This window comes from Nocardia nepalensis, assembly GCF_048910785.1.
GTDB lineage: Bacteria > Actinomycetota > Actinomycetes > Mycobacteriales > Mycobacteriaceae > Nocardia > Nocardia nepalensis.
Genome location: NZ_JBKBET010000020.1, coordinates 531,748 through 548,235, shown reverse-complemented (window position 1 = coordinate 548,235; position 16,488 = coordinate 531,748). Strand labels below are relative to the sequence as shown.

Annotated in this window: 16 protein-coding genes; 6 read left to right on the top strand and 10 right to left on the bottom strand. The window is 67.5% G+C overall.

From position 1 onward, the window contains the following. Window positions 1–7 precede the first annotated feature (7 nt). Window positions 8–709 carry a response regulator gene (locus ACHQ4I_RS13715; RefSeq protein ID WP_420772082.1) on the bottom strand — a complete coding sequence of 234 codons (702 nt, stop codon included), beginning with the start codon at window positions 707–709 and terminating at the stop codon, window positions 8–10. After that, window positions 706–2,373, bottom strand: a complete 1,668-nt coding sequence (locus tag ACHQ4I_RS13710) for a sensor histidine kinase (protein WP_420772081.1) — start codon at window positions 2,371–2,373, stop codon at window positions 706–708. The genes ACHQ4I_RS13715 and ACHQ4I_RS13710 overlap by 4 nt, the downstream gene beginning before the upstream one ends. Before the next feature lie 134 nt (window positions 2,374–2,507). On the opposite strand from ACHQ4I_RS13710, the gene ACHQ4I_RS13705 reads away from it, so the two are divergent. Then, window positions 2,508–3,899 carry a cation:dicarboxylate symporter family transporter gene (locus tag ACHQ4I_RS13705; RefSeq protein WP_420772080.1) on the top strand — a complete coding sequence of 464 codons (1,392 nt, stop codon included), beginning with the start codon at window positions 2,508–2,510 and terminating at the stop codon, window positions 3,897–3,899. 29 nt (window positions 3,900–3,928) lie between these two features. Beyond that, window positions 3,929–4,153, top strand: a complete 225-nt coding sequence (locus tag ACHQ4I_RS13700; protein WP_420772079.1) for a hypothetical protein — start codon at window positions 3,929–3,931, stop codon at window positions 4,151–4,153. Window positions 4,154–4,407: 254 nt separating this feature from the next. On the opposite strand, the gene ACHQ4I_RS13695 is transcribed toward ACHQ4I_RS13700, so the two are convergent. Continuing rightward, window positions 4,408–4,833, bottom strand: coding sequence for a DUF4267 domain-containing protein (locus ACHQ4I_RS13695; RefSeq protein ID WP_420772078.1), 426 nt, complete (start codon window positions 4,831–4,833; stop codon window positions 4,408–4,410). A 115-nt stretch (window positions 4,834–4,948) separates the two neighbouring features. On the opposite strand from ACHQ4I_RS13695, the gene ACHQ4I_RS13690 reads away from it, so the two are divergent. Together ACHQ4I_RS13690 and ACHQ4I_RS13685 are read left to right on the top strand one after the other, a co-directional pair. Next, window positions 4,949–5,533: a TetR/AcrR family transcriptional regulator gene (locus ACHQ4I_RS13690; protein WP_420772077.1), complete on the top strand. Its 585-nt coding sequence runs from the start codon at window positions 4,949–4,951 to the stop codon at window positions 5,531–5,533. A gap of 55 nt (window positions 5,534–5,588) precedes the next feature. Beyond that, on the top strand, window positions 5,589–7,040 hold the full coding sequence (locus ACHQ4I_RS13685; RefSeq protein ID WP_420772076.1) for a phytoene desaturase family protein: 1,452 nt from the start codon (window positions 5,589–5,591) through the stop codon (window positions 7,038–7,040). Window positions 7,041–7,142: 102 nt separating this feature from the next. Here ACHQ4I_RS13685 and ACHQ4I_RS13680 read toward each other — a convergent pair whose 3' ends face one another. From ACHQ4I_RS13680 to ACHQ4I_RS13650, 7 genes are all read right to left on the bottom strand, one after another. Next, window positions 7,143–8,063, bottom strand: coding sequence for a cation diffusion facilitator family transporter (locus ACHQ4I_RS13680; protein ID WP_420772075.1), 921 nt, complete (start codon window positions 8,061–8,063; stop codon window positions 7,143–7,145). A 96-nt stretch (window positions 8,064–8,159) separates the two neighbouring features. Then, window positions 8,160–9,380 carry a mannose-6-phosphate isomerase, class I gene (gene manA, locus ACHQ4I_RS13675; protein WP_420772074.1) on the bottom strand — a complete coding sequence of 407 codons (1,221 nt, stop codon included), beginning with the start codon at window positions 9,378–9,380 and terminating at the stop codon, window positions 8,160–8,162. Further along, window positions 9,380–10,603 carry a tobH protein gene (locus tag ACHQ4I_RS13670; protein WP_420772073.1) on the bottom strand — a complete coding sequence of 408 codons (1,224 nt, stop codon included), beginning with the start codon at window positions 10,601–10,603 and terminating at the stop codon, window positions 9,380–9,382. The genes manA and ACHQ4I_RS13670 overlap by 1 nt, the downstream gene beginning before the upstream one ends. Window positions 10,604–10,733: 130 nt before the next feature. After that, on the bottom strand, window positions 10,734–12,104 hold the full coding sequence (locus tag ACHQ4I_RS13665) for a phosphomannomutase/phosphoglucomutase (RefSeq protein ID WP_420772685.1): 1,371 nt from the start codon (window positions 12,102–12,104) through the stop codon (window positions 10,734–10,736). 60 nt (window positions 12,105–12,164) lie between these two features. Further along, the gene (locus tag ACHQ4I_RS13660; RefSeq protein WP_420772684.1) at window positions 12,165–12,545 is read right to left on the bottom strand and encodes a DUF3499 domain-containing protein; all 381 of its coding nucleotides are present in this window, start codon (window positions 12,543–12,545) and stop codon (window positions 12,165–12,167) included. Between the two features lie 97 nt (window positions 12,546–12,642). Next, complete coding sequence (locus tag ACHQ4I_RS13655) at window positions 12,643–13,122, bottom strand: metallopeptidase family protein (RefSeq protein WP_420772072.1); 480 nt, start codon at window positions 13,120–13,122, stop codon at window positions 12,643–12,645. A gap of 202 nt (window positions 13,123–13,324) precedes the next feature. Continuing rightward, window positions 13,325–13,558, bottom strand: coding sequence for a WhiB family transcriptional regulator (locus tag ACHQ4I_RS13650; protein ID WP_029901515.1), 234 nt, complete (start codon window positions 13,556–13,558; stop codon window positions 13,325–13,327). Window positions 13,559–14,086: 528 nt separating this feature from the next. On the opposite strand from ACHQ4I_RS13650, the gene cofD reads away from it, so the two are divergent. Together cofD and ACHQ4I_RS13640 are read left to right on the top strand one after the other, a co-directional pair. Next, the gene (cofD, locus tag ACHQ4I_RS13645) at window positions 14,087–15,085 is read left to right on the top strand and encodes a 2-phospho-L-lactate transferase (protein WP_420772071.1); all 999 of its coding nucleotides are present in this window, start codon (window positions 14,087–14,089) and stop codon (window positions 15,083–15,085) included. A gap of 38 nt (window positions 15,086–15,123) precedes the next feature. Continuing rightward, the gene (locus tag ACHQ4I_RS13640) at window positions 15,124–16,470 is read left to right on the top strand and encodes a coenzyme F420-0:L-glutamate ligase (protein WP_420772683.1); all 1,347 of its coding nucleotides are present in this window, start codon (window positions 15,124–15,126) and stop codon (window positions 16,468–16,470) included. Window positions 16,471–16,488: the final 18 nt, after the last annotated feature.

Here is a 16,488-nt window from a genome sequence, read left to right as displayed (position 1 = left end):
TGTCGCCTTACTCGGGACGGATCTTCCAGATGTAGCGGGTTTTGGGGCGACCGGCTCGGCCGTAGTCGGATTTGCGGTCGACCAGGCCGTCGTCGGCGAGTTTTTCGAGGTAGCGCCATGCGGTGATGCGGGAGACGCCGACGGTGGTGGCGGTGTCGGCGGCGGTGAGGCCGCCGGGGGCGTCGCGGACGGTGCGGGAGATTTCGTCGAGTGTTTGGGGGGCAACGCCTTTGGGGGCGGTGGCGCGCTGGTCGGAGGTGCGCAGGGCGCCGAGGGCGCGATCGATGTCCTGTTGGGAGATGGCGGTTTCGCCCGCGGGGAGGGCGGTGCGGAATTCGCGGTAGCGTTCGAGCTTGTCGCGGAAGGCGGCGAAGGTGAACGGTTTCAGCAGATAGAGGACGACGCCGTAGGAGACGGCGGTGCGCACCATGGCCAGGTCGCGGGCCGAGGTGATGGCGATGACGTCGGGCCGGGGTGCGAGGCCGGTCAGGGCGGCGGCCACGTCGAGGCCGCTGGCATCGGGCAGGCCGATATCCATGAGCACCAAGTCGATGGGTGCGTTCTCGGCGGCGGCATCGGCGGCCGCGCGCATGGCCTCGCGGCCGGTGTGCGCGACGGCGACGGGGGTGAAGCCGGGAATGCGTTCGACGTACGCGCGGTGCGCCTCGGCGATCAATGGCTCGTCCTCGACGATCAACACTCGGATCATCGCGCGTCCTTTCGCGGAATCGTCACGGTCACGGCGCTTTCCGGATCGCGTTCGGTGCCGATCACGCCGCCGTGGCGGTCGACCAGTCGGTGTACCAGCGCCAGGCCGAGGCCTTGGTGGTCGGCTTTGGTGGAGTAGCCGCGTTCGGCGGCACGGGCGAAGGTCTCGGCGGACATTCCGGGCCCACTGTCGGCGACCCGGACATACAGCGCCGAATCCCCGTTCCCCGATCGCGCCGAATCGAACGCCGCCGCCAACTCGATCGCCAGCGCCGGATCGGATGCCAGCGCCGGATCCCCGGGTTGTATCGAATTATGTTGGCGCACTGTCACTTCCACCCATCCAGTGGCATCCTCCGATGCGGCGTCGATGGCATTGTCGATCAGATTGCCCACCAGCGTCACCGTCTCCTGCGCCGACAGCGGTGCGGTCGAGTCGAGCGCCGTGTCCTCGGTGATCGTCAGCTCGATGCCGCGTTCGGCGGCCTGGTTCACCTTGCCGAGCAGCAGCGCCGCCAACGCCGGGTCGCCGACCGCGGTGAGCAGCCGATCGATAAGTGCTTGGGACAGTTGCAGTTCCGCGGTCGCGAATTCCACCGCCTCCCGATAGCGGCCCAACTCCACCATGGTGATCACGGTGTGCAGCCGGTTGGCCGATTCGTGCGCCTGCGCGCGCAGCGATTCCGCGAAACCGCGCACCGAGTCGAGTTCGCCCATTACCGTACGCAATTCGGTGTGATCGCGGATGGTCATCACGGTGCCGATCGGCCGCCGCTCCCAGGTGACGATGTCCTGGTTGACGAGCAGGATCCGATCCGTGGTCACATGCATTTCGTCGCGGACCACACCCCAGCTCATGCGCTGCATCGAAATCGGCAGATCGCGGCGCTCGACCGTCCCGTCGGGCAGATCGAGCAACCTGCGCGCCTCGTCGTTGACGACCTCGGCGCGCTCACCGGTCGGCCCGAATACCACCAGCCCCTCGTGGATCGAGTGCAGCACCGCATCGTGCTGTTCGTACAACGTGCGCAGCTCGGCCGGCGCGAGGCCGTGCGTCTGCCGGCGGATGCGCCGACTCAACAGGAAGGAACCGGCCGCCGCGACCGCCAGACCCGCCGCGGCGACACCGAGGATCAACGGGAGCTGCGTACCGACCTGGTCGCTGATCCGGGCCCGGGTGACACCCGCCGAGACCAATGCGACGATGCGCCCGCTGTCGTAGACCGGTGTGACCGCCCGGATGGAGGGGCCGAGCGTCCCGGAGTAGGTCTCGGTGAACGTCTCCCCGGCCAGTGCCCGATCGATATTGCCGCTGAACAGCTGTCCGATGCGCTCAGGGTTGGTGTGGGTGAACCGGGTCCGGTCCGGTGCCATCACCACGATGAAGTCCATCCCGGTCTGCTTGCGGGTCCGTTCGGTCACCGGTTGCAGCAGGGCGGTGGGATCGGGGGTGCGCAGCGCCTCGATGGTCGAGGGCGCCTGCGCGACGGTCACCGCGACATCGGTGACCTCCCGCGAGGTCGTCACATCGCTGTTGTGGCGGGCGTCGAGCACCGCGAGCACCGCCCCGATGCCGATGACCAGCCCGAGCACCACGAGCTGGAGCACGAAGGCCTGGCCGGCCAGCGATAGCCGACCGCGTCCCCCATGTCTGTCACCGCGCAACACTCTCTATCCCTCGTGCCCATTGAACGTAATGCACCAAAGCGTGACCGTCGTCACCCCTAGCAGCCAACATTGTGCACGTGAGGGCGTGAGCCACCTCACGCCGGTACCACTTGAAGGGGACTTCACCCGCCATGAGCGCTAGCAGCGACCGAACAACAGACACCGCCGAGACACCACAGCGGCCGGTGCCACGCGACCGCACCCACTGGCTGTATCTGGCCGTCATCGTCGCCGTCATCGCCGGAATTCTGGTCGGCTGGCTGGCGCCCGAATTCGGTCAGGACCTGGCTCCGCTGGGCACCATGTTCGTCAATCTGATCAAGATGATGATCGCGCCGGTCATCTTCTGCACGATCGTGCTCGGCATCGGATCGGTGCGCTCGGCCGCCAATGTCGGCAAGGTCGGCGGACTCGCGCTCGGGTACTTCCTGGTCATGTCGACGGTGGCGCTCACCATCGGATTGGCCGTCGGCAACCTGCTCGAGCCGGGCTCCGGCATGAATATCGCCAAGACGGCCAAACAAGGGGCGAAGCTGGCCGATCAGGCCCATGCCGCGGGTGGCACCTGGGACTTCATCCAGAGCATCATCCCGACCACGCTGGTCTCATCGCTGACCACGGGCAGCGTGCTGCAGGCGCTGTTCATCGCACTGCTGGTCGGATTCGCGCTGCAGGCCATGGGCACGACCGGTGAGCCGATCCTGCGCGGTGTCGCGTCGCTGCAGAAGTTGGTGTTCCGGATCCTGTCGATGATTCTGTGGCTGGCCCCGATCGGCGCGTTCGGCGCCATCGCGAATGTGGTCGGCAAAACCGGACTCGACGCGGTGAAGCAGTTGGCGCTGTTGATGATCGCGTTCTACCTGACCTGCCTGATATTCATCTTCGGCGTGCTCGGCGTGCTGCTCTGGGCGGTATCGCGGGTATCGATCTTCAAGCTGGTCCGGTACCTGGCCCGTGAGTATCTGCTGATCCTCGGCACCTCGTCCTCGGAGTCCGCGCTGCCGCGGCTGATCGCGAAGATGGAGCATCTCGGCGTCGAACGCACCACCGTGGGTGTCGTTGTGCCGACCGGATATTCGTTCAACCTGGACGGCACCGCCATCTATCTGACCATGGCGTCGCTGTTCATCGCCGACGCGATGGGCAAACCGCTCAATATCGGTGAGCAGATCGGCCTGCTGCTGTTCATGATCGTCGCGTCCAAGGGCGCGGCCGGGGTGACCGGCGCGGGTCTGGCCACGCTGGCGGGCGGACTGCAGAGCCATCGCCCCGAACTGCTCGACGGCGTCGGCCTGATCGTCGGCATCGACCGCTTCATGTCCGAAGCCCGTGCGCTGACCAACTTCTCGGGCAACGCCGTCGCCACCGTGCTGGTCGGCACCTGGACCAAGACCATCGACCTGGAGTGGGTCCAGTCGGTCCTCGACCGCAAACTGCCCTTCGACGAGCGGACCATGGTCGACGACGGCCACGGCCCGCGGACACAGCACGAGCCCGACGCCGTGGACATGGTGAAGGCGTAGCGCCTCGCCCGAAAAGGTCGAGATCGGCCATGACCGCCGCCGAAGGATGGTTCCCGCCCGAAGGTGATCTGCACCTGCGGATCTGGATGGCCGGTGTGGTCTTCGACTACACCGCCACCGCGGCGGCGGTACGCAATCTGATCGACGATTGGCGGCGGAAGCGCTGGTGCACAATCGAATTGATCCGAGAAACCGTCGAGGAACGTCGGCTACTACCGCGCCTACCGTGCGAACGCTTATTCCTCGGGCCGTGACCAGCAGCGCCACGATGCCGGTCGGCACCTGGACCCGGACCGTCGACGCGGACTGGGTCCGCACGGTCCCGCATCGCAAGCCGCCCTTCAACTAGCGGACCATGGTCGACGATGATCGAGGCCCGCGGCCGCAGCAGGACGGCGCCACGGATCTGGTTCCGGCCTAGCTGTACCCGAATAACGAAGGGGCCCGCAGGATCTGCGGGCCCCTTCGTGGTGCTGGTTGCTTCGGTCGGTGAGCCGAAGCCGGATGATCAGGCGTTGACGGCGGTGCGCTGGGAGTCCTGTCGGTTCGCGACGGTCCGCTCGCGGATCAGCAGCGCACCCGTGAGGGCGACCAGTGCGGCGGTCAGGCCGTGGATGCCGAACGCGGCCGCGGTGGAGCCGCCCCAGCTGAGCACGGTGAGCATGTCGCCGACCGGGACCAGCGCGATCACCAGGGTCACGATGCCGAGGGCGTAGCGCTGCTTGGTGGCGAGCAGCACCAGGATGATCAGTCCGAATACGGTGTCACGCACGCCCTTGAGATTCATGAACGCCACGGCGTCGCCGGAGGGCCAGGCGGGCAGTCCGAATCCGGTGGCGATCGTCTCGGGGGTGACCAGGTAGCTGATGCCGATGTAGAGGATGAAGGCCGCGCCGATGAGGGAAAGGGCGGTGGCGATGCGCGAGATGGTCATGGGGTGCTCCTCGGTGCGGTGCTCGTACTGCTGCTCTGAAATCTAGCGGCGCTAGATTTGAGAGCAAGATTAGCGGAGCTTCGTTAGCTTGTCTAGCGCTGCTAGAATTTTGGATGTGACCACGCAGAACCGCAAAGAACGCGAACGAGCCGAACGCCATCAGCGCATCATCGACACCGCGCGCGAACTCGCCGAGACGTCGGGCTGGGAGGCGGTGACCGTGCGCCGTCTCGCCGAGAAGATCGAATACAGCCAGCCGGTGCTCTACAGCCACTTCGCGAGCAAGGCGGCGATCGTCTCGGCCGTCGCTGAGCAGGGGATTGCCGAACTCACCGCGTACCTGCGGGAACGGCGCACGGGCGTGCAGGATCCGGTGGCCGCGCTCGAAGTCATGGTGCGGGGCTATCTGGACTTCGCGATCGAGAACCCGGCCCGCTACGACGCGATGTTCGTACTCAACACCGAACTCACCTTCGGCAACGATGCCCCGCAGGTGCTGCGGGACGCGTTCGGCGAGATCCAGAGCGCCTATGCGCCGTTCGCGGGCGAGTTCGATCTGCAGGCGGGCACCGAGGTGGTCTGGAGCACGCTGCACGGCATCGCGACCCTGGATCGCAGCGGTCGGCTGGTCGATGACCTGCGCGAAGAGCGCATTCGAGTGCTGCTCGGCCAATGGACATATCAGGGCGTGAATCGGTGATCGATACCTCTCGCGGGTGACGGCACGGCCCGGATCGGCCCGGCAGAATCGAGGTATGCCTGATGTCGTCGTGGTCGGTTCCGGTCCCAACGGTCTCGCCGCGGCGGTGATCCTGGCCCGGGTCGGTCTGGATGTCGAGGTGTACGAGGCGCAGGCCACCGCGGGCGGCGGTTGCCGCACGGGCGAGCTGACGCTGCCCGGATACCGCCACGATGTGTGCGCCGGTGCCCATCCGATGGCGTTGGCGTCGCCGTTCTTTCGCGCCTTCGATCTGGCGGCGCACGGCGTCGAACTGCTCGCGCCGCAGGTGTCCTACGCGCATCCGCTCGACGGCGGTACGGCCGGGGTGGCGTGGCGCGATCTCGATCGCACGGTGGCCGGCCTCGGCCGCGACGGCGCCGCGTGGCGGTCGCTGTTCGAGCCGATGGTTCGGCACTGGCGGCAGGTCGTCGATTTCGCGATGTCGGATCTGCGTCGCCCGCCCGCCGATCCGCTGACCGGACTGCGCTTCGGACTGCGGGTGCTCGAGCAGGGATCACCCCTGTGGAATATCCGATTTCGGGAGCAGGCGGCCCCGGCGCTGCTGACCGGCGTTGCCACCCATGCGATCACCCCGCCGCGCGCCATCCCCGCGGCCGGCGCGGGCATGCTGCTCGCCACACTCGCCCACGCCGGTGGCTGGGTGCTGCCACGCGGCGGCAGTCAGGCCATCCCCGACGCACTGATCGCCGAACTCGAACGCCTCGGCGGCAAGATCGTCACCGGACACCGCGTCGACTCACTCGACGAATTCGGCGGCGCGCGTGCGGTCGTGCTGGATACCGCCCCCGCCGAACTCCTGCGCATGGCGGGGGACCGGCTGCCCGAGCGCTACGCAAAGGGGTTGCGGCGCTTCCGTTATGGCGGCGCGGCCTGCAAGGTCGACTTCGCGCTGTCCGGACCGGTGCCGTGGCAGGCGCCAGGCTGCGAACTCGCCGGGACACTGCATCTGGTCGGCACCCGCGCCGAGGCGATGGCCGCCGAAAAGACCGTCGCCGCAGGTCAACACGCGGACCGTCCGTACGTACTCGCCATCCAACCCGGCGTGGTCGACCCGACCAGGGCGCCCGCGGGCGGTCACACGCTCTACACCTACGCGCACGTCCCGAACGGTTCCACCCGCGATATCAGCGCCGCCGTGATCGCCCAAGTCGAACGCTTCGCCCCGGGCTTCACCGACCTGATCCTCGCGAAGAATGTCGTCACCGGCGCCGAAATGCCAACCCATAACGCCAACTACATCGGCGGCGACATCTCCGCGGGCGCGATGACCCTGCGTCAGTTCGCCTTCCGCCCCGTCCCGCGCTGGAACCCTTACCTCGCACCACTACCCGGCGTGTACCTCTGCTCCGCCTCGACCCCGCCCGGCCCGGGTGTCCACGGCATGTCGGGCTTGCACGCCGCCCGGCACGTGCTGCGCAGGGAATTCGGGATCCACACCGACCCATTGGATCTAGTGCGCACCTAGAATCCGGCCTGAGCGTGCACGTTTCGCCGTGATCCGCCAAGAATCACCCAGCGTGCACGCTCGGGCCCGATCGCGCGGCAGGCCGAACTCGTGACCGCCGAATCAGGGCCGCGGGGTCCGATACAGGTCGGGTTCCAGATACATCACCCGCGCGGCGGGCACGGCCGCCCGGACCCGGGCCTCCGCGTCATCGATGGCCGCCGCGATCTGCTCGATGTCCAGATCGGGCACGATCGAAATCTTCGCCGCGACCAGGATCTCCTCCGGCCCGAGATACTGCGTCTTGAGATGGATCACCCGGTCGATGCGGGTGCCGTCGACCAGGTTGGCGCGGATCGCGCTGTCCTCCTCGGGAGTCGCGCCCTCACCGATCAGCAGGCTCTGCATCTCCACGATCAGGATCAGCGCGATGATGCCGAGCAGCGCGCCGATGGCCAGCGTGCCGATGCCATCCCAGACCGGATCATCGGTGATCATGGTCAGCCCGACCGCCGCGAACGCGAAGACCAGACCGACCAGCGCGCCGGTGTCCTCCAGCAGCACCACCGGCAGTTCCGGACTGCGCGAATTGCGGATGAACCGCCACCAGCTCCCATTGCCCTTGAGCGGGATGGATTCCCGCATTGCCGTGGTGAAGCTGTAGCCCTCCAGGCAGATCGCGATGAACAGGATGACGATCGCGACGATCGGATTGCTCAGCTCCTCCGGATGCTGGATCTTGTGGACGCCCTCGTAGATGGCATACATCGAGCCGAGGCTGAACAGCACCAGCGCCACGATGAACGAATAGAAGTAGCGATTGCGCCCGTATCCGAACGGATGCAGTTCGTCGGCATCCTTGGCGGCGCGGCGCTGCCCCAGCAGCAGCAGACCCTGGTTGGCGGTGTCGGCCACCGAGTGCACCGCCTCGGCCAGCATCGATCCCGAACCGGTGATGAACGCGCCGACGAACTTCGCCGCCGCGATCCCCGCGTTCGCCGACAACGCGGCGAGAATCGCCTTTTTGCCACCACCAGCCGACATGAATGTGGGTCCTCCTGCTCGATTGCCGATCTCGGCTAACTTAGCCTGTGCGCGGATCGGACTCCGAACGCCGCCGATCACGATGGGCCGGACCGGTCAGTTCGCGCCGCCGACGCACGCGCAGAACAGCTGCGCGTCACCATCCATCGCTTGGGCGCGAATCTCGGTGTCGGCCGCCGATATCCACGCCGCAGCACCGCGTCCCAGCAGCAGCTGACTCGAGCCCTGTAGCAGCCGCACCCGCCCCGCGGTGCACAGCACGATGCCGGGCCCGGCGGAGGTCAGTGGCACCTGCCCGGTTCCCGCGGTCAGGTCGAAGCGACGCAGGGCGAATTCGGGTGCTGGCGTTCGATAGCGCACCGATCCGTCGCCCGCGGGTTCCGGCAGCACCACCGGCAGATCGATCGGCTCGAAATCCAGCACCCGCAATAATTCCGGCACATCGACGTGCTTGGGCGTGAGACCGCCGCGCAGCACATTGTCGGAGTTGGCCATGATCTCCACGCCGAGTCCGCGCAGATACGCGTGCAGGTTGCCCGCCGCCAGGAACAGCCCCTGTCCCGGCTCCAGCGTCAACCGGTTGAGCAGCAGTGCGGCCAGCACCCCGGCATCGCCCGGATAGGCCTCGGCGAGTTCGAGCGCGGTGCGCGCCTCGGCGGTGAACTCGCGGCTGCCCTTGACCGACAGATAACGCACGCAGCCATCGAGCACCTGGGGCAGCAATGTGGCGAGCACGTTCTGCGGCAGCGTGATCCAGGTCGTGAACAGCGTCCGCAGTCCGGCCGAATCGGGTTGGGCGGCAAGGAGTTCCGCATAGTGGCGCAGTCCGGGCACATCCAGTGCGCGCAGCAGTTCGACCGTGCGCCGCGGCTCGCGGAATCCGGCAAGCGCCTCGAACCGGTCCAGCGCCACCACCAATTCGGGTTTGTGGTTCTCGTCGCGGTAGTTGCGCATCGGCGAATCCAGCGGCACCCGCGCGCGGTTCTCCCGCTCGAACCCGGCCTGGGCCTGCGCCGAACTCGGATGCGCCTGTAGCGATAGTGGTTCCTCCGCGGCGAGGACCTTCAACAGGAACGGCAGCCGTCCGCCGAATTCCGGTGCGGCGGCGCCGAGTTCGCGTTCCGGATCGGCCGCGACCAACTCCAGCAGGGAGCGGGTGCTGTTCTCGATGCGGACATGCGCCGGATCGGCGGGATGCGCGCCGAACCACAGCTCCGCCTCCGGATGCGCGGATGGGACGGGTCGGCCGCACAACTTAGCGAGTGCGGTGCGTGAACCCCAGGCATAGGAACGCAGCGCACCAACGAGTTCGTGCACTAGTAGGGTCCCCCGTCGAAGTGTTCCTTGGACGGCTGGGCATCGCCGCGGTACCCGATCAGCCGCAGATAGGCCGCGGCCATCTCCAGGCGCAGCGCGAGCACCGCGAGTTGTTCGAGTTCACTGGCGTGGCCGACGGTGCCGGGTATGGGTGCGCCCGATTCGTCCACTCCGGCCGGCGCTGGCGCGGCGGGATCGGCGAGCGAGGTGTGCAACACCTCCACATCCGCGGTCACCAGATCGGCGTCGACCAGCCCCGATCCGGCGCCGCCGAAGACGGCCAGCCTGCGGCGCGCCGCCGACTGATCGAGATCCGCGCTGAGCACGAATACCCGGATCCGCTCCACCGGCGTGGGTCCATCGAGTTCCTCGTCGTGGAACAGCGGATCGAAGTTCGGCGCGGATTGTCCTGCGGCCTCGACCATTCGGGGATTGGCGGCGACGGCCTCGGCCAGATCCACCGCACTGGCCACCTTGCCCGCCGACTGCAACAGCACCTCGGCACCGTGTTCGGCCAGTTCGCTGGCGGCGGGGGAGTCACCGGCCAGCACGATGCCGCGCTGCTGCATGCGCGCGGCCAGGGTCTTGGCCGGATTGTGGAAGACCTCATTGTGCGGGCCATCGCGCAATGCCTCGGCATCGAGCACATCGGCCAGCTCGGTCAGATCGGGCACGACCGCACCCGAACGGGCCGGATCGACGATGCGCAGCACCGCGATACAGGCCGCGAGGAAGCGCAGCAGCCGATTGTGGTCGAGGACCGGAATTCGCGGCTCCAGCAGCGATGTGCGCCCGGCCGCGGCGGCCCGCAGCGGTCCCTCGTGCGGCGCCGCGACCACGACCTCCGCACCTCGGCGCTGGGCCCGGTCGACCGCATCGATCAGCCTGGGATCACCGGCGTCGTCGCCCGCGACGAGCACCACGTCCAACGGCCCCACCCACGGCGGTAGGGCGGCGACGGGCACCACGGGTAGGCCCGCGCGATTTCCGAGCGCGGCGACGATCAGACTGGCGGCACGTGCGGCCCGGCCGGCCCCGGAGACCAGCACCACGCTGCGTGGTCGCAGATCGATGAGTCGTGCGAGCGCATCCTCACCAACGGCTGCCGCGGTCGCGCGTACCTGCGCGCCGCCGGATGCGGCGGAGCGCAGGGCGCCGCCGACATCGGCCGCCTCGAGTGAAGCGGCATCGTCGAGGTCGAGCACCGGTGTTCCAGCGATCATCGGGCGTCCCACCTCCCCTCATCGCGCTGTGTGCGGTCCCGCCCTGCTCCCACCCGGGCTGTCGACTCTGAGAAATCGACACGGGCGCCCAGGTCGGGCGAATCCAACGTCTGTGATTCCACTATTCCAGTCAGGAGCGAACGATGCTCAGAATCTCGGTTACGAGTGCGTCTACATCCTCCGTCGACCGGGCCTCGACGTTCAGCCGCAGCAACGGTTCGGTATTCGACGCGCGCAGATTGAACCAGGCGTCGTCGGCGAGCTGGACGGTGACCCCGTCCAACCGGTCCACCGATACCGCCCGATCCCCGAATGCCTCCACTACAGCCATCGTCCGCTCCTTTGCGTCCGCCACTGTCGAGTTGATCTCTCCGGACGCCGCATACGTTTCGTACGACGACATGAGCTCCGAGATCGGCCGATCCTTCTCGCCGAGCGCGGCGAGCACGTGCAATGCCGCGAGCATGCCCGAATCGGCGCCCCAGAAATCGCGGAAGTAGTAGTGCGCGGAGTGCTCGCCGCCGAATACCGCGCCGGTGGCCGCCATCTCCTGCTTGATGAACGAGTGGCCGACCCGGGTGCGCACCGGGGTGCCGCCGAGCTCGTGCACGAGTTCGGGCACCGCGTGCGAGGTGATCAGGTTGTGGATGATGACCGCGCCCGGTTCCTTGGCCAGCTCACGTTCGGCGACCAGCGCGGTGATCGCCGAGGGCGAGATCGGATCGCCGTTCTCGTCGACCACGAAGCAGCGGTCGGCGTCGCCGTCGAAGGCCAGGCCGATGTCGGCGCCGGACTTGCGGACCAGATCCTGCAGATCGACCAGATTCTTCGGATCGAGCGGATTGGCCTCGTGATTGGGGAACGAGCCGTCCAGCTCGAAGTAGAGCGGCACCACGGTCAGCTGCCCCACGGTGCCCAGCACCTCGGGCACGGTGTGGCCCCCCATGCCGTTGCCCGCGTCCACCGCGATGGTGAGCGGGCGGATGTCGTCGAGGTCGACCAGTCCGCGCAGGAACCTCGCGTAGTCGGTCAGCAGATCGAGCTTCGTGGCGCTGCCAGGCGTTCCGTCGTAGGCGGGCACGCCGTTGATCACTTCGTCCTTGATGGTCGCCAGGCCGGTGTCCTGGCCCACCGGAAGCGCCTTCGCACGGCACAGCTTGATGCCGTTGTAGCGGGCCGGGTTGTGGCTGGCGGTGAACATCGCGCCGGGACAGTCGAGGTGACCGGAGGCGAAGTACAGCTGATCGGTCGAGGCGAGTCCGATGTGCACCACATCCAGGCCCTGGCCGAGCACGCCGTCGGCGAAGGCGGCGGCGAGTTCCGGTGAGGATTCACGCATGTCGTGTCCGATGACCACGCGGGTCGCGCCCTCGGCGCGCATCAACCGCGCGAACGCGGCACCGACATCCTGGACGAATTCCCCGTCGATTTGTTCACCGACGACACCGCGAACGTCATAAGCCTTGATCACCGCGTTCACGAATTCGGCAGAGCGGGCCACTGTCATGGTGACCACACTAGTGGCTCCCACCGACGCCGCTGACACGGTCCCGCCCCGACCTCAGTTGGGCGGGTCCGGCAGAACTCGAAGGTGTCCGCGACGGCCGGTGCGGGTGGCGCGCGGCGGGGGCGGGGCGTAGTCGGAGTAGCCACGCTGGTCGTGCTCCGGGGGACGGCGGCGCAATCCGGCCTCGCGGACCGCCTCGGCCAATGCCGTCAGATCGTCGTCATCCGGTGTGCTGGAAGAGAATCCGCCCTCGTGGCGAACCATCTCCCAACCCTTCGGCGCGGTGATGCGGGAAGCATGCGTTTCACACAGATCCCAGGAATGCGGTTCGGCCACCGTTGCCAGTGGGCCGACGACCGCGGTCGAGTCGGAGTACACGTAGGTGAGCGTCGCAACAGCGGGATTCTTGCAACCTGGTCGGCAGCAACGACGCATGGGGATCACGCCGATGAGAGTAACCCTCTCGACGCCGCGATGTGCTCAGACACGCTAAGGATTCGGCGTTTTCGGGCGCGAGTTCACCCGCTCGCGGTCACTCGCCTTCGGGATCGATGATGTCCGGATCGACGCCCAGATAGGTGGCGATCTGCTGGACGAGCACCTCGCGCAAGAGGTCGACGAGATCGTCGGGATCGCCCGCGCGCAGTTCGAGTGGCTTGCGGAACAACACGACCCGGGCGCGGGTGGCGACGCCGTGCCGGTCGACACCGGCCGGTATGAGCCGCGACAGCGGCACCGGCCCGTCGGCCACCACCTCATCCGGCCAGGTAACCGAATCCGGGTGCAGCGGACGGATTTTCGGCACATCGTCGACGGCGATATCGAGTTTGGTCAGCCGGTCGTGCCATCGGGTGTCCAGCGGTGCGAACGCCTCCAGGACCAGCCGGTCGAACTGCTGCCCACGGGTGCGCCACGCCGGCACGGTCGGTGGGAGCATCGGCCCGCGCACCCCGCGCCCGCGGCGGATCACCGAACGTGCGGTCGGTGGACGACGGTTACGTGAACGGGCCATGACTAAAACTTAGTCAGCCCGCCCCGGCTATGCGCATCGAGGCGGGCTCATCCGCCTCCCGAGTCTTCGGCTGACGTATTGAGTCCTCGTCAGCCGCGCTGCGGACCGGCGGTCGATCGCGGTTCGACTGCTGGGCAGGCCCCAGGAGTTACCCATGTGCTCGCGGCTGCGCGACGGGTAATCCTGGGGGCGCCAGAGTCTGCTAGCCGATGCCGCGCTTCAGGCGGCGCCGCTCCCGTTCGGAGAGGCCGCCCCAGATGCCGAAGCGTTCATCGTGTGCGAGTGCGTATTCCAGGCACTCGTCGCGTACCTCGCAGCCCATGCAGATCCGTTTGGCCTCACGGGTCGAGCCGCCCTTCTCGGGGAAGAACGCCTCCGGATCGGTTTGTGCGCACAGGGCACGTTCCTGCCACTGCTCTTCGATCGATTCGAACATCTCGTCGAAGCCGGTCACGACCAAGCTGAGCCGGGGTGCCGTCACTCCGTCGGTCATCTCAGGTCCGATCCGGTCCGGTTCGATCCGACCGATCTCTGCGCAGACGCCACGTGCTGCGCCTGCTGTGGAATCGGTTTGCGATACGCCGCCCGGCATGCCCGAAGGGGCCAGCTCATTGGCCATCGCTCCGCCTCCTCACTGTGTGTTAGCGCAGAATGATTCTTTCCGTCGGACCAACACGCACACCGACGGCCGTACCCCGCGACGTTGTCCCGCGGACATCCCCGAGCTTGCCATCCCGATGCGAACATCTGTTCGAAAGTCGGTCCGCGCGTTGAGCTCTCGCGCGAACCCGAAATGACATGACTGTGATTAGACACGCCGGACGTGTCGATGGTCAAGCCGCCGTCGCAATTCCGTTACTATCTGCCGCCACATTCCACAGCTGATCTTGAACACGGAATAGCAAATGACCGGCAAATATGGCGCCAACCGCGGCCGCTCCGGCAGCGCATAGGCTGTGTCGATGTGACTCCACAACAAGCGGACACCACGCCCGCCAGTGGCCCCAAGATCGCCGTCCTGGTCGGCGGGGTCGGCGGCGCGCGCTTCCTTCAGGGTGTCCGGGAACTACTGCCCGATGCGGATGTTTCCGCCATCGTCAATGTCGGTGACGACGTCTGGATGCACGGCCTCCGGATCTGCCCCGACCTCGATACCTGCATGTACACCCTCGGCGGTGGAATCGATACCGAACGCGGCTGGGGCCGGGTCGCGGAAACCTGGCACGCCAAGGAAGAACTGGCCAAATATCACGCCCAACCCGATTGGTTCGGGTTGGGGGATCGCGATATCGCGACGCACTTGGTTCGGACCGAAATGTTGCGCGCCGGGTACCCGCTCTCCGCGGTCACCGAGGCGTTGTGCAACCGGTGGCAGCCGGGCGTAAAACTCATCCCGGCTACCGACGATCGCTGCGAAACACATGTCGTTGTCAGTGACCCCGACAACCCTGGCGAACGCCGCGCGATCCATTTCCAAGAGTGGTGGGTTCGCTACCGCGCGGGCATCGAGACGCATGGATTCGCCACAATTGGGGCCGATGAGGCCAAACCCGCGCCAAATGTGACGCAGATCATAGCTGAGGCCGACGCCGTGCTGCTGGCCCCGTCCAACCCGGTGGTGAGCATCGGCGCCATCCTCGCGGTGCCCGGAATCCGCGGCGCGCTGCGCACCACCGAGGCCAAGGTGATCGGCATCTCCGGCGTGATCGACGGAAAACCGTTGCGCGGCATGGCCGATGAATGCCTCTCGGTGATCGGCGTCGAGACCACCGCCGAGGCGATCGGACGCTACTACGGCGCGCGCTCGGCCACCGGCATCCTGGACGGATGGCTGATCCACACCACCGATACCGCGGACGTGCCCGGTGTCGAGGTGCGCAGCGTGCCATTGCTGATGACCGATCCGCCGACCACTGCTGAAATGGTGCGACAGGCGTTGGATCTGGCGGGAGTCAAGCCGTGAGTCGGGAAGGTGACGGTGTGTCCGAGCGAGCCATCAATATGACCGGACCCCTCGACCACGCGGCGGGGGAGTTGCGCATCCTGCCGATCATCGGACTGCCGGAGTTCCGGCCGGGCGATGACATCGGCGAGCACATCGCCGTCTGCGCGCCGTGGCTGGCCGACGGCGACATCCTGGTCGTCACCAGCAAGATCATCGCGAAGGCGGAGGGGCGGATCGTCGAGGCGCCATCGGACCCGGAAGAGCGCGATACCGTCCGTCGCGCCCTGGTCGAACAGGAAGCGGTGCGCGTGCTCGCGCGCAAGGGCCGCACGCTGATCACCGAGAACAAGCTCGGCATCGTGCAGGCCGCCTCCGGGGTGGACGGATCCAATGTCGAGCAGGGTGAACTGGTGCTGTTGCCCGCCGATCCGGATGCCAGCGCGAAGGCGCTGCGTAACGCGTTGTCCGAGCGGCTCGGCGTGAACGTCGCGGTGGTCGTCACCGACACCATGGGCCGGGCCTGGCGCAACGGCCAGACCGACGCCGCCATCGGCGCATCGGGTCTGCGGGTGCTGCACGACTACGCGGGCGCGGTCGACGGGCAGGGCAATGAACTGCACGTCACCCAGGTCGCGGTGGCCGACGAATTGGCCGCCGCCGCGGATCTGGTGAAGGGCAAGCTCGGCGGCGTCCCGGTCGCGGTGGTGCGCGGGCTGCCGGTCACCGACGACGGATCCTGCGCCGCCGACCTGTTGCGCGGCGGCACCGATGATCTGTTCTGGCTCGGCACCGCCGAGGCGATCGTGCGCGGGCGCTCCGAGGCGCTGCTGCTGCGTCGCTCCATCCGCCAATTCGCCGATACCCCGGTCGATCCCGAAAGCATCCGCGCCGCGGTCGCCAAGGCGCTCACCGCGCCCGCGCCGCACCACACCCGCCCGGTGCGCTTTGTCTGGGTCCGCAAGTCCGGCCTGCGCGCCCAGCTGCTCGAGGCGATGGCCGAGCGGTGGCGGGCCGATCTCACCGCCGACGGGCTCGACCCGGAGCGGGTGGAACGCCGAATCGCCCGCGGCCGAATCCTTTTCGACGCACCCGAGGTGATCATCCCGTTCTGCGTGCCCGACGGTGCGCACGACTATCCGGACGAGCGGCGTCGCGATAACGAGCGGACCATGTTCACCGTCGCGGTGGGCGCGGCCGTCCAGGGACTGCTCGTCGCGCTGGCCGCCGACGGCATCGGCAGCTGCTGGATCGGCTCGACCATCTTCGCGCCGGAAATCACCCGCGACGTCCTCGGCCTGGCCGACGACTGGCAACCGTTGGGCGCCATCGCCATCGGCCACCCCCTGGAAGAGCTCACTCCTCGCCCGGTCTTCGGCCCCGGCCCCGGTTTGGTCGAACTGTGAACCCCCGCGAATCCGCAG